The sequence below is a fragment of the Streptomyces sp. NPDC005706 genome, from assembly GCF_040631045.1.
In the GTDB taxonomy this organism is placed as follows: domain Bacteria; phylum Actinomycetota; class Actinomycetes; order Streptomycetales; family Streptomycetaceae; genus Streptomyces.
Genome location: NZ_JBEXYS010000042.1, coordinates 15,743 through 28,487, shown reverse-complemented (window position 1 = coordinate 28,487; position 12,745 = coordinate 15,743). Strand labels below are relative to the sequence as shown.

Below are 12,745 nucleotides of genomic sequence, written 5' to 3'. Positions count from 1 at the left end.
ATCAGCCGGTAAGTGAAGCAGGCTGAGACAAACGATCAGTTCGGGGTTGACCTCAGGTCTGGTTGAGCTTCTAGGTTCGGGGTGCCGATGTCGACGTACCGGAGAGGAACGGCCATGAGGACGCTGGTGCTGGGAAGGTCGCCCGCCAGGGTGACGGAGGTACTGGCCACGCTGCGTGCGGACGGCTTTGACGCGGAGGGAGTGAGCACCGACGAGGAGGCCCAGAAGCTCCTGGAGACCGAGGAGTTCGGGGTTCTGATCATCGGAGGGGGCGTGAAGCCGGACTCCCGCGCCACACTCACGGAGTTCGCGGCGAAGCACCAGGTGAAGCGGGTGATCGATGGCGCGCTGACAGAACCGTTCGACGCCTACGTGCGGCAGGAACTCGAGCCGCTGATCCGGGAGGCTGCCGCCAAGGAGTGACGGCCACGGTCCATCTGGACGCGGATGTGGACGGGACGCCCTCACCTGGAGCGGTCGTCCCGTCCACCGCGTCCCGCGATCTCGTCGCCGATCTACGAGTGGTTGCGACCAGCACCGCTCATGCCGCGTGAAGCGTCAGCGGTGGCTGAGAACGTTGACCACGCGGCCGGTGGGGTCGCGGACGAAGAACCGACGTACTCCCCACTCCTCGTCCTGCAGGGGGTGGACGATCTCCGCACCGCTGTCCCGCATGGCCGCGTACGCGGCCTCCACGTCGTCGACTTCGACGCTCATATCGGGGGTAACCGGGGCAGTCTTGTCGTTGGTCATCACGCTGACCTGCGCTACTGGGTTGGACGGCGAGGCAAGCGTCATGATCCAGCCGAGATTCATGACCTCCTCGAAGCCCAACAGGCCCTAGAACTCCCGGCTTTCCTGTGCGGCCTCTGACTGGATGATGGGCATGACACGACGAACGGCCATCGACGCCTCCGGATGAGAACAAGACGGATCCAGGACCATACAGGGGTATTACGCAGCACCTACGCACTGCGACTCTCACGAGCCGAACTGGCGTCGTGGCCGCCTCCGGTCCCCAGCACCCGCGGTTGTCACCCCACTTGGAGCAAGGTGATGGTGCGGGTGCGCGCGTCGTAGAAGTGTGCGGTGACGACGCGGCCGCGCACGGGCTCGTGCAGGCCTTGAGGGAGCAGATGGTCGTCCTGCAATTTCCAGGCCGGTCGGCGGCTGCGGCCGAGGGTGATGTGGTGGCACAGGCTCCGCGGCAGGAGCAGGGGGTGGTCGGGTTCGCAGACCGGGAGGCCCGCGCGATCCCGGCCCCTCGGCTGAGTACGCTCTTCCCTCGTACTCAAGGGGAGGGATCATGCGAAACAGAACAGCCAGACCCGTCAGAGCGGCTTGGGCTCTGGCGGGCGGAGCGGCGGCTCTGACGCTGCTGACGGCAACCGCGGCTCATGCGGAAGGGAAGGGGGACATCCGGGTCACGACCGCTGTCGTCAACGACGGCAAGAACGTCATCATCGGTACGTCCCAGCGCGTCACCTATCCGATCGCCATCACCATCCGGGACAACTCCGGGGTGAAGGGCCTGTCGCACGTCAGCGTGTTCAACAAGAGCAACGGCTGGGGCTTCAGCGACTGGACCGGCACCAAGTGCGTGAAGAAGAGCCACACCACCTCGGTGTGCACGGCCACCTTGACGATCGCGCCGCAGTGGCTTCCCGACAGCCTGCCCGAGGACGTCGACCACGCGGCGGGCCTTTGGCAGGTCAACGCCACGGTCAGGGCGAACGACGGCGACTACTGGATCTCGGACGACATCGCCGAGTTCAGGATGAAGCGCGCCTCCAGGCTCACCACGGACGCCGCACCCGAGCCCGTCGCCAAGGGCGCCCAGCTCACCGTCTCCGGCAAGCTGACCCGGGCGAACTGGGAGCACCTGAAGTACTACGGGTTCACCGGCCAGGACGTGAAGCTCCAGTTCAAGGCGGCCGGCGCAGCCCACTACCGCACGGTGAAGACGGTACGGACGGGCGACTCCGGGAAGCTCAGCGCCAAGGTCACGGCGACCTCGGCCGGTAGCTGGCGCTGGCACTTCCCCGGCACCACGACGACCGCACGGGTTACGGCCGCCGGGGACGCCGTCTCGCTGAGGTAGCCGGCCGGCGAATTCGGCGGCATCCGCCCGTCCGCGACGCACGGTGCGGATGGGCGGGCCGGTCGACACGGCATGACCGAGGGCTTCAAGTCGCCGCTCGGGTCCGGCGCCGGCGGCCCGCTGCGTGCTCCGCCACGCCGTTCGTGGAGCGCCAACGCCCAGCGCGGCCAGGCTCCGGTGCGCGAATTCGTCGAGCAACTCACCGAGTTGAGGCGAACGATGGCGGACAGGGCAGGGTGGGAACTGGTCGCGCGGGTTCAGGCTTGCGTCCCAATTAGCGCCATATGTATGGCCGTTCACACGCCACGGGCCATCGACACGACACCCTTGATCGTCTTCTGGGCGGCGCCTAGGCTCTCATGTCCATGGAGATGGGGGATCCGGCTCGCGGGCGGCGGGCACGGCGCGGTAGGTCGGTCAAGCGTCGCGCAGCCGCAACTCTGCTGGCCGGGGCTGTGGGGCTGGTCATTCTGGGCACGATGTTCGTCGTAGTGCCCGGTGTGGTGGTCGACCACGATCTCGCCGGGGCGAGCGTCGCCGCGCAGGATCGGCTGAAGGCGGTGAACGATGTCCGTACGACGCTACTGCAACTGGTCGGTGGCCTGGTCGTGCTCTTCGGCGCGCATGCCACCTGGCGGCAACTGCGGGTGAGCCAGGACGGTTTGCGCGCCACCCAGGAAGGCTACGTCACCGACCGGTTCAGCCGGGCCGTCGACCAGCTCGGCAGCGACAAGCTGGATGTGCGCATCGGCGGGTTGCACGCCCTGTGGCGGATCGCGGAGCAGTCGGCCCGCGACCGGGAAGCCATCATCTCCATCCAGGCCGCTTATCTGCGTACACACCTGCCCTGGCCACCCGCCGGGGCGGAAGCACCGGCGGCGGACGTGCCCATCAACGACATCGCACCCCTGGAGACTCGCGCCGCCGACGCCCAGGTGGCGCTGACGGCGCTCGGCGTGCTGTGCCGGCACCGGGAGCAGTCGTGGGTCAATCTCAGCATCACCGACTTGCGGCGGGCAGACTGCGACGGACTGTGGTTCCCTGAGGTCAACTTCGACCGTGCTTGCATGGAGGCGGCGGGCCTGTACCACGCCAATCTGACCCAGGCATCCCTAGTCTCGGTCAACCTGCGGCACGCCGACCTCACGACTGCGATTCTCCGCCGGGCTCGGTGCGTTCTGGCCGACCTGCGAGCCGCGAAGCTGGTCGAAGCCGACCTGCGCGACGCCGACTTCACCGGGACCGACCTGCGTGAGGCGAACCTGCGCAAGGCCGACGCCCACGGCGCGGTCTTCCACCGCGCCGATCTCCGCATGGCTGACCTGCGCGGCACCGACTTGAGCACGGCCGACCTCGCCGAAGCACGTCTGACCGGCGCCCTGGCCAGCGAGCACACCCGCTGGCCGGCCGACTTCGACCGGACGGCCGCCGGGGTCGTCGACACCGATGACCCCGGCCCCGAGCCCTCGCCCCTGCTCCAGCCGCCGGGTATGACGTGGCAGGCGCCGCCGCTGCGGTCCACTCCCTGACCAATTGACATCCTCGCCCACCTAAAGGAGGGCGATTCCCGTCTGCCGCACCGTTGTCGGGTGCGGTTCCGGGCGGGTTCCCGTTTCGCCGCGCTGTGCGGGGACGGGTCCCCGTCTTACCTGCGCTCCACAGGCTGACACGGCCAGTCCGGCCGCCTTTGCGACGTTGACCGCCGCGTTGATGTCTCGGTCCAGGACGGCCCCGCATGCACCGCAGGTCCACTCTCGGACGTGCAGGGGCTTGGGGCCGTCCTTGACGCCGCAGACCGAGCAGACCTGCGAGGTGGGCTCAAACCGGCCGATGCGCACGAACGTGCGCCCGTACCGGGCGGCCTTGTACTCCAGCATGGTCACGAACGCCGCCCATCCGGCGTCGTGGACGGACTTGGCCAGGCGCGTGCGGGCGAGCCCTTTCACCGCCAGGTCCTCCACCGCGACCGCTTGGTTCTCGCGGATCAGCTTCGTGGAGAGCCGGTGGTGGAACTCGCGGCGCGCGTCCGCGACACGGGCGTGTGCCCGTGCGACACGGGTCCTGGCCTTGTCCCTGTTCCTGCTGCCTTTCTCCTTGCGTGAGAGGGTGCGCTGCGCCTTCTTCAAGCGCTTCTCGGCCCGGCGCAGGAAGCGCGGGCTGTCGATCTTCCGGCCGTCGGAGAGGACCGCGAAGTGCCCGAGCCCGAGGTCGATGCCCAGTGCGGGCGTCGTCTCCGGCAGCACCTCCAAGGTGCCGGTCTCCACCACGAAGGATGCGAAGTACCGGCCCGCCGAGTCCTTGACCACTGTCACCGTGGACGGCGTCGAGGGCAGCGTCCGCGACCACTTCACCCTGAGGTCGCCGATCTTCGGCAGGCGCAGCTTCCCGCCCGCCGTGATCGACCATCGGGCGTTCGCGGTGAACCGGACGGCCTGCCGGGTGTCCTTGCGGGACTTGTACCGGGGCGCGCCCACGCGCGGGCGCTTGCCCTTCACGGCGTCGAAGAAATTTTTGCACGCCGTATCCAGGTCCCTCAGGGACTGCTGGAGGACGACCGCCGACACCTCGCCGAGCCAGATGCGTTCCGGGGTGTTCTTCGCCTGGGTGATGAGCTGCTTCGAAAGGTCCCCGGTCTTCGGGAACGGCAGCCCCTCGCTGCGTGCGGTCTCCCGAGCCCTGAGGGCATCGTTGTAGACCACCCGCGCGCACCCGAACGCCTTCGCTAACGCCGCGCGCTGATTGGTGTTCGGGTACAGACGGAAGCTGTACCGAAGCTGCACGCGGGCCACGATACGCTTCCCGGATCTCGTTTGTTACTACTGGCGGGCGCAACGCCTCTGGTCCGGCTCGTACTTCACCGGGTCGGTCGGCGGTGCGCCGCTCAGCATCGTGAAACAGTACATCGAGCAGCAGAACCGGCCGCTCTGACGCCGGCCGAAGTACCCCGTGCGGATCCGTGCCCACAGCTGAGGTCAGAGCAGGCTAAAGATTCGCTTCACCACCGGGCGGAAGCCCGGTGCACTGCGAATAGACCCGGTAGCGCCGGTCAGGGCTGCGGCGACCGCGATCCGCCTGACCGACGTCGCTACTCGTCTGCGTGCTTGGGCGCCCTCTGCGGCTCGGGCAGGTTCTTGTTTTGACTCACTTGCTGATCTCGCTCATCAACCATGAGTACCAGCACGACCAGCGGATCAGCGAGGTCCGCGCCGACAACCCTCGGCCACGCACTCCCGCCGACCCTGCCTCGGACCGACTCAGCCGCGTCGACGGTTACCTCGTCCGCACCCCGCACCTGCCCCCTGCGGCGCCGGGCACGCCCCTTCACCGCACTTGGGCGGCAGCGGCGCCGGAGCGGACGACGCGGTTCATGCGAGGGCCATGGCGGCGCAGCCAGGCGAGCGCGGCCTGGATGCGGCTGACGCCGTGGGCGTCCGCGACCTGGGGGAGATCTCACGAACGAGGGGTGGGCCCGACTGAGGAACGAAGTGGAGCGGACGATCAACGCGTTGAAGAACTTCCGGGCCGTGCCCACACGCTTCGACGAACGCGCCTACGTTTCCACTGGACCGTCACCCTCGCCTCGATCCGGCTCTGGCTCCGCCCATGACCAGCCGGACAGGCCCAAGGCCTGCCCGGCGAGGGGATGCCTTCACGTCTCGGCGCGGCGGAACTTACGGTTTGTGGGTTATCCAGAGCAGTTCCGCCGGCCAGCGGTGTGCCCAGTCCGGTGGGTCGGTTTCGTTGTAGCCGTTGGGTGTTCCGCGTTCGGGCCGCGGCTCGATGAGGTCGTCGATGATGAGACCCGCGCCGCGCAGAACCTTGACCCAGTCGCCGTAGGTGAGCTGGTCGCGCCGTCGCCTTCGGCGATGGTGTTCAGCCCGAAGTAGTCCTGCTGCAGCGTCGTGGTCACGCGGCCGGCGGCTTCGTCGTAGCAAGCTTCGAACCACGGGCTGGCGACGTTGAACACCAGGCGCCCGCCTCGGCACAGGACGCGTGCGGCCTGCGGGACGGCCAGGTGCGGGGGCGCCCAACTGAGCCCACCGAAGTCGCAGAACACCAGGTCGAAGCTGTCGGCGGCGAAGGGGAGTTGTTCGGCGGCGCCTTGCACCAGCGGGTAGCGGGCCGCTCCCATCGCCCGGGCCGCTGCCGCGAGTTGGGCCTCGGACAGGTCGAGCCCGACCACGGTGGCGCCCTCGGCGGCGAGCGCCCTGGACCACTGGCCGGCGCCGCAGCCGAGTTCGAGGACGCGCTTGCCGGTGACGTCGCCCAGGGCGTGCAGGTGCGCGTCGGGGATGGAGTACATGCCCCACAGCCGGGGTGTGGCGCCGATCTGCGGGTCGTGCTCGTGCTGGTAGGCGCTGCTGATCCGGTTCCAGAGCCGCCGGTTGGCGGGGATGCTGTCCACGAGCCGACTCCAGCACTGCCTGCCGGGGGCGGTCAACACGATTAGGGCACTGTCCGGCCCTCGCCTCGGTCCGGCCCTGGCTCGGCCCATGATCCGTCGGACGAGCCCCAGCGGCGCGGGGGCCCTTTCGTCACCGCTTGCGGGCCTGCCCGGACCAGCCACGGCTGGCGCGGCGCCCGTGGCGTGATGACGGGCTTGGAAGCCATTCCCCTCACCCGTACCCACTCCTCCCGCTTCGGGCCCCTGATCGCGATAGAAGCCAAGCAGAGGCCGGCAGGTGGCTCACCGGAGGGACGAGTACCGGCCGAGCGGCGATTCCTCCTGGGCACTGGCCTTGCCGACCGAGGCCCGGCGCGGGCCTGATCGGCGGGGTGGGCCGGGTTCCGGAGGGGCAGGCTGCACGCAGGCGAAGGAATTCGGTGCCCGTGCCGTACCAGGTGCGGGCCGACGCAGAGGAGCAAGCAACGTGTCGATCACCGCTCCGATCCCCGACCCGTTACAGGCCGGCCAGACCGGCCCGCACATCGATGCCGCACTTGTTCTTCTGCGCGGAGAGCTGGCCCGCAGTGACAGCAAGGCATCCCTGTTGTTGGCGTTGAACGGCGCGGCGCTGGCCGCGCTCGTCTCCCTGGGCGCCATCGGACGCCTCTCGGCTCCCATGATGGTGGTGGGCGCAGTCGGTGCGGGCGCACTGCTGTTCGCCACAGTGGCTCTACTTCTGGCGGTGCGCCCGCAATTGGGCGGTCCAGGGTGGCCCCGGTGGCCGAATCTCACGGACGAGGAACTGCGTCGAGAGCTCGCTGCGGGCCAGCAACTGGTCCTGGTCAGGACACTCGCCGCCTCGGTCCGCACCAAATACGCTCGGATCCGCCTCGCGGTTCGACTTCATGCTGGCCGCGTTGGGGCTGCTCAGTCTGGCGGCCGTGATCACCACAGCGAAGTCGTGACCTCTGCGCCTACGTCCGGGGCAGGTGACCGGGACCGGCCCCCATGCCCGCAATCGCAGAACCTGCATCAGGAAATTGGGAACGAACGGGCGACGCACGCGCGGAAACGGGGGGCTTCACCCGTACTATCGCTGCACCAGGGCACATTGCGGCCGCAACGCCGTCCCTGACCCGCCTCAACGGGCCGCCAGAGCCACGTCCCGGCCGCCGATCAAGGAGACGACCATGTCTGAAGGAACGGCGTCAGCGACCGCGTTGGCCTCGCAGTACATCAGCCAAGTGGCCAGTGACCTCGAACGCAACGTCAAGGAGCAGGAACGCGTCACTGCGGAACTCAGTGCGTTGCAGGAGCAGTTGATCACGCTCCAGCACGACCATGGCGTACTGGTGAGCATGCAGCAGGCGCTCGGCGTCACAACTCCCGTCGCCGCACCTTCCGACACCGGCACCGCCGCCGTGCCTTCTCCCAGGAAGAAGAGCACCGGCGCCTCGGGTTCGCGACGAACGGCGAAGGCGACCGCGGTGAAGTCGCCCAAGGGCAAGAAGCCGGCCGGCGCGAAGCCCGTCGCCGGTGGGTCGGTGGCGCGGAAGGGATCCGGCACCACGCTGATCGATCTCATCCACCGCCACCTCACCGAGCAGAACGAGCCCCGTTCCGCGGCAGAAGTGGCCAAGGCGCTCAGCGACGCCCACGCCGACCGCACCATCTCGCCCAACGTCGTGCGCACCACGCTCGAAAGCCTCGTCGCCAAGAGCCTGGTGCGGCGGAACAAGCAGGGCAGCTCCGTCTTCTACACGGCTTCCGCGTCGGTGGACTCGGCATCGGCGCCCGAGGAGGAAGCCCGACACGACACTGACAAGTGAAGACCAGGCGATGAAGCGGCCCTGAGTGTCGGTCGGCAAGGCCGCGGAGCGGGGCGGGTATGCCGGGCTCCGGCGGACAGCACCTGTTGTGCCGCGCCCGTGCGTGATGTCCGGCCGCCGTGCGAACCGGTTGCGCCCGCCCACGTCCGACGGAATGATCAGGCTTGAGCCGAAAGGGCCTGAAGGCGCGGGGGCATCATGGGCGAGGTCCGGATTCTGGCGGGGCGATACCGGCTGGAGCGGTTTCTGGGACAGGGCGGTATGGGCCGGGTGTACGAGGCCCGGGACATCGCGCTCGACCGGTCGGTCGCGGTGAAGCTGCTGTCGGGGTATGCGGCGGAGAACCCGTCCGCGGCCGAACGTTTCCGGCGGGAGGCTCAGGCAGCCGCTCGGATCAGCAGTCGAAACGCAGTGGTGGTGTACGACGTCGGAATCGAGGGCGGCCAGCCGTATCTCGTGATGGAGCGGCTCGACGGCGTCGCGCTGAACCGCGTCCTGACGGCGTCCGGAGGGCCGCTGTCGGAGGAAGTGGTGCGGGCCGTGGTCTGGGGCATGTGCGCCGGTCTGAGGGCCGCACACGATGTCGGCATCGTCCACCGGGATGTGAAGCCCGGGAATGTGTTTCTCTGCCGCGACGGGCGCGTCGTACTGGTGGATTTCGGCATCGCGCGTCTCGTCGAGGCCGGGATGCTCACCCAGGCGGACATGCTCGTCGGAACACCCCTCTACATGGCGCCGGAGGCGGTGCGCGGGCTGACGGTCGGCCCGCAGGCCGACCTGTACGGCCTCGGCTGTGTGATGTACCGGATGCTGTCCGGCGAGGAGCCTTTCGCCGGGGGCGACGGCTCCGCCTACGGGATTCTCTTCGCCAAGGTCGCCCAGCCGCCGCCGACTCTGCGCGACCGCCGGGATGTGGACTCCGAACTGGCGAGCATGGTCGACCGGTTACTGGAGCGCGATCCGCAGTTACGGCCGTCCGGTGCCAACGAGGTGGCCCTGGGCCTCGGTACTCCGGAACGGGTCGAGGGGGTCGTCGCCGAGCTGGTCGCCGGCCATCTGCGTGAGTCGGCGGCGGAGTGGGCCCGTACGACTCCCGAGCCGGCCACTTCGACGACGCTCCATCTGTTGGCGCCACCGCGGCCTGGGGGCGCGTTCGGTCCGCCGCCACCGCCCTCGCCGACATCACCCGTGGAACGTGAGCTGCCTTCCCTCCGGCCGATACTCGGCGAGTACGACTACCAGTCCTCCGGGCCCTCGCTCATCAACCGAACCCACACGCTGATGCGTGAGGGCCTGACCCCCGAAGCGGTCGAGGCCAAGCACCGCGAGGCCGTACGCATGGTGTCCCGCGGCAAGTACAGCGACGCACTCGATCTGCACGGCTATCTGATTCAGCAGCGCACCGCCGACCTCGGGGAGATGCACCCCGTGACCCTGGTCAACCATTTCTGGGCCGCGGTCTGCCTGGCACGTCTCGGTGTCGCGCCCGAAGCGCTGAACCGTCTGTCGATGATCAACGATGCCTGCTCGCCGGGCCACCCTGGAGTCTTGCATGGCCCTTCTTCTTGAGATCAGCGCAGTGAGCGCGGACGCGGAGTACGAACTGCGCGCGCTGCACCAGTGGATCGGCGCGGACGAGACACTCACCGGCGTCTGCACGGGCACCGCCCGCGCTTCCGGTCCGCCGCGTCCCGGCCACATGGGCCTGGGCTTCGACGTCCTGGAGCTGGTGGTCAACTCCGGCCTGGCCGCGGGCGCTCTCGCCGTGTCGATCGCGTCCTGGCTGGACGCCCGCCGCGGCGCGGCCCGACTCTGCATCACGCGCGGCCGGGTGGTCGTGGAGGTACCGGCGGACACGCCCGAGGCCACCCTCGAGGTCATCCACACGCTGCTGAACGGCGGACACGACGAGCGCAGCGGCACCGACGGGGACGAGGAAGCGGCCGGAGACGACGGGGGCGAGACACCGGCCGGCACCGCCGAGGACGAGGCCGTGCGGTCCGTGAACGGGCACCGACCGTGAACGACGACCTGCCCGACCCTGCGGCCTCCCGGGCCGTGCTGATCGGCGGCAGCGAGTACCGGCATCTGATTCCCCTCCCGCCGGTCGCGCAGAATCTGAAGAGCCTGAGCACGGCTCTTCAGGACCCCACGATCTGCGGGATCCCCGAGTCGAACTGCACCGTCGTCGCGAATCCGCGGTTCCCCGCCGACTTCCTGGAGCCGGTCGCGGCCGCCGCGGCCGGGGCGCGGGACACGTTGCTGGTCTACTTCAGCGGGCACGGGCTGCGCGACCCCGATGACCCCGACTTGTACATGGCGCTCCATGACTCCCAGGACGGACGTGGTTGGTCAGCGGTGGCGTATCACCATCTGCGGTCGCTGATACGAGCATCACCGGCGCCGCGGCGGATCGTGATCTTGGACTGTTGCTTCAGCGGACGCGCCGCCCGCGCGATGGGCGGCGGGGAGAACCTGGCGATGCAGGCCATGGTCGATGGCGCCTACATCCTGGCGGCCTCGCCCGGGGACCGCCCAGCGCTCGCTCCCGAGGGCGAGATCTACACGACCTTCACCGGTGAGCTGCTGGACCTGCTGCGCGGCGGCATCCCCGACGGGCCCGAACTGCTCGACCTGGAAACCGTGTACAGCACCCTCAAGGACCGGTTGCGCGCCAAGAGCAAGCCGGAGCCCCGACGTGCTTGCGAGAATCACTCGGGGCTCCTGCCGATCGCGCGCAACAGAGCCTGTGCGCCGCCCCAGGGGGTCGGCGGCCCGGTGCTCGACCAGCAGATCACCTCGGCGATCACCACGACCGGGCTGCGGCTCGCACGGCGGCTGCGTGCCGTCGGCCGCACCCGTGACGCACTGCCCGTACTCCGGCTCGTCCTCGGGCAGCCCGGCGTGACCGAGGGCGGCGACGACATCGCCGTGCGACTGGAACTCGCCGACATCCTCACCGAACTGGACCACAGTCGGGAGGCGATCGAGGTGCTGGAGACCGCCTTCGCCGCCGTGCACGACCAGGTGGGCCCGGAGGTGGTGGCCGTGTGCCAGCGCCTGGCCGCACTGCTGCGGGAGGTGGGCAGCCACGCCGAGGCCTGTGACGTGCTGGAGCACGCGCTGAAGGTCAGCTTTCCCGGGGGCCGTTCCGCACCCTAGCGCTGACGTGCGGAGGCGACCCGCCGCACCTGGTGGACGCCCCTCGGCTGCTCGTCGGCCCCGAACGGAAATGCAAGCATCGAGCCGGAATCGGGCCATGGGGCGAAGACCTCAGGCGGTGGAGTGCGCCGTCTCCCCCGCGTCTCGGGCAGAGGTACTCCACGACCGGAGGTGGTCGTGGAGAGCTGCGAAGGCCGTACACGTGAGTGGGAAGGTCACGGCCGCGGTGACCAGAATGCCGACGATGACGGGTGCGAGGATGCCGGCGTAGTACGCGGCGAAGAAGTTGCCCGTGGCCTGTTCGAGGAGGGTTCGTACGAGGGGGCGCAGCGGCAGGGCGATCTGGGTCACCAGCCGGATCACCCCAGCGGTGAGCGCGGCCAGCGGTAGCGCGAGGGCGAGGACGCGGGCTGCTCCGGCGCGTGTCCGAGTCATGGACCAGGAACGGCGCAGGGCCGCGCGGGGGCCGAGGCCGTCGGCCGCGGCGGCCGGGGCGAGGGTGAGCGCGAGGCGCAGCAGCACGGCGGCGAACACGGCTGCCGCGGGAGATGCCGCGACAAGTGTGTAGGGCCACGATCCGCGTTTCAGGGGCTCGGGGGTGTCGAGTTGGTAGCCGGTGAGGCTGTGCGCCACGGCTGCGACGAGCAGCGGAAGGGGCCATACGATCAGGCCGCGCAGCGCGTACACGGCGAGCACCGGTCGCAGCCGCGCGGGAACTACGGTAGGCGACCGGTCCCCTTGCGAGGGCTGAGCCACCGCTGCAACCGCCCGGGAGCACACGTTCTGCAGGGCCGCGCTCCCGATGCCGAGGAGAAGGAGGAAGAGCGGGAGCGTCCCGAGGGCGACCCAGGCCAGGCCGGTGTGGTCGTGCAGGTAGGGGTCCTCTTCGTGGTGGTACCAGTTGCGTTGGTTCCGCATCTGGGTGAAGACGGGCCATGCGAGCGTGAATATCACGGCCGTCATCAACAGCCCGGCCAATCCGGACAGGCCGACGACGCGTACCGTCGCGCCCACCAGAGGACGCCGGTGCCGCCGCAGGACGGCGAACACGGTGGCGGTGACGCCGTGGTGCGGGCTCTCGCCGGGCGGTGACAGCGTGCGGTCGTGCTGTGGGGGCATGAGGCGAGCCTTCTGCGCGTTCAGGATCCGTTTCCGGCAGGGACGCCGGGTGGAGCGGCCATGTCGAGATCCTCGCATGGGCTCGCCCGGACGCTCGACAGCACTGGGCAGGGGCCATCGCGCAATGATCACGGAGCCGGGGCAGCG

12 protein-coding genes and 3 pseudogenes are annotated in these 12,745 nt (G+C 69.3%); 10 read left to right on the top strand and 5 right to left on the bottom strand.

Annotated features, from left to right (window positions below; all coding sequences use genetic code 11):
- Positions 1–114 precede the first annotated feature (114 nt).
- A complete protein-coding gene (locus ABZ478_RS36215; protein ID WP_359556524.1) occupies positions 115–423 on the top strand; it encodes a hypothetical protein in 309 nt (102 codons plus the stop codon).
- 135 nt (positions 424–558) lie between these two features.
- Here ABZ478_RS36215 and ABZ478_RS36210 read toward each other — a convergent pair whose 3' ends face one another.
- Both ABZ478_RS36210 and ABZ478_RS36205 read right to left on the bottom strand, forming a co-directional pair.
- A complete protein-coding gene (locus ABZ478_RS36210; RefSeq protein ID WP_359556555.1) occupies positions 559–837 on the bottom strand; it encodes a VOC family protein in 279 nt (92 codons plus the stop codon).
- Between the two features lie 197 nt (positions 838–1,034).
- Entirely contained in the window at positions 1,035–1,295 is a 261-nt protein-coding gene (locus tag ABZ478_RS36205) for a hypothetical protein (RefSeq protein ID WP_359556523.1), read from the bottom strand.
- Between the two features lie 11 nt (positions 1,296–1,306).
- On the opposite strand from ABZ478_RS36205, the gene ABZ478_RS36200 reads away from it, so the two are divergent.
- Both ABZ478_RS36200 and ABZ478_RS36195 read left to right on the top strand, forming a co-directional pair.
- Positions 1,307–2,101, top strand: coding sequence for a hypothetical protein (locus tag ABZ478_RS36200; protein WP_359556521.1), 795 nt, complete (start codon positions 1,307–1,309; stop codon positions 2,099–2,101).
- 365 nt (positions 2,102–2,466) lie between these two features.
- The gene (locus ABZ478_RS36195; protein WP_359556552.1) at positions 2,467–3,630 is read left to right on the top strand and encodes a pentapeptide repeat-containing protein; all 1,164 of its coding nucleotides are present in this window, start codon (positions 2,467–2,469) and stop codon (positions 3,628–3,630) included.
- A gap of 21 nt (positions 3,631–3,651) precedes the next feature.
- On the opposite strand, the gene ABZ478_RS36190 is transcribed toward ABZ478_RS36195, so the two are convergent.
- Complete coding sequence (locus tag ABZ478_RS36190; protein WP_359556518.1) at positions 3,652–4,881, bottom strand: RNA-guided endonuclease TnpB family protein; 1,230 nt, start codon at positions 4,879–4,881, stop codon at positions 3,652–3,654.
- A 37-nt stretch (positions 4,882–4,918) separates the two neighbouring features.
- Here ABZ478_RS36190 and ABZ478_RS36185 point away from each other — a divergent pair.
- Together ABZ478_RS36185 and ABZ478_RS36180 are read left to right on the top strand one after the other, a co-directional pair.
- Positions 4,919–5,029 (top strand): annotated as a pseudogene (locus tag ABZ478_RS36185) (transposase); the annotation flags it as partial.
- Positions 5,030–5,571: 542 nt separating this feature from the next.
- Positions 5,572–5,708, top strand: a pseudogene (locus ABZ478_RS36180) (IS5/IS1182 family transposase); the annotation flags it as partial.
- A gap of 64 nt (positions 5,709–5,772) precedes the next feature.
- Here ABZ478_RS36180 and ABZ478_RS36175 read toward each other — a convergent pair.
- A pseudogene (locus ABZ478_RS36175) lies at positions 5,773–6,506 on the bottom strand (class I SAM-dependent methyltransferase).
- 466 nt (positions 6,507–6,972) lie between these two features.
- Here ABZ478_RS36175 and ABZ478_RS36170 point away from each other — a divergent pair.
- The 5 genes from ABZ478_RS36170 to ABZ478_RS36150 all read left to right on the top strand — a co-directional run bounded on the left by ABZ478_RS36170 (position 6,973) and on the right by ABZ478_RS36150 (position 11,479).
- Positions 6,973–7,623: a Pycsar system effector family protein gene (locus ABZ478_RS36170; RefSeq protein WP_359556515.1), complete on the top strand. Its 651-nt coding sequence runs from the start codon at positions 6,973–6,975 to the stop codon at positions 7,621–7,623.
- Positions 7,624–7,732: 109 nt separating this feature from the next.
- Positions 7,733–8,317: a BlaI/MecI/CopY family transcriptional regulator gene (locus ABZ478_RS36165; RefSeq protein WP_359556514.1), complete on the top strand. Its 585-nt coding sequence runs from the start codon at positions 7,733–7,735 to the stop codon at positions 8,315–8,317.
- Between the two features lie 198 nt (positions 8,318–8,515).
- Positions 8,516–9,886: a serine/threonine-protein kinase gene (locus ABZ478_RS36160; RefSeq protein WP_359556513.1), complete on the top strand. Its 1,371-nt coding sequence runs from the start codon at positions 8,516–8,518 to the stop codon at positions 9,884–9,886.
- Positions 9,870–10,340, top strand: a complete 471-nt coding sequence (locus tag ABZ478_RS36155; RefSeq protein WP_359556511.1) for a hypothetical protein — start codon at positions 9,870–9,872, stop codon at positions 10,338–10,340. The genes ABZ478_RS36160 and ABZ478_RS36155 overlap by 17 nt, the downstream gene beginning before the upstream one ends.
- Positions 10,337–11,479: a caspase family protein gene (locus ABZ478_RS36150; protein ID WP_359556508.1), complete on the top strand. Its 1,143-nt coding sequence runs from the start codon at positions 10,337–10,339 to the stop codon at positions 11,477–11,479. Before ABZ478_RS36155 ends, ABZ478_RS36150 begins: the two co-directional genes overlap by 4 nt.
- 111 nt (positions 11,480–11,590) lie before the next feature.
- On the opposite strand, the gene ABZ478_RS36145 is transcribed toward ABZ478_RS36150, so the two are convergent.
- On the bottom strand, positions 11,591–12,598 hold the full coding sequence (locus ABZ478_RS36145; protein WP_359556507.1) for a hypothetical protein: 1,008 nt from the start codon (positions 12,596–12,598) through the stop codon (positions 11,591–11,593).
- Between the last annotated feature and the right edge of the window lie 147 nt (positions 12,599–12,745).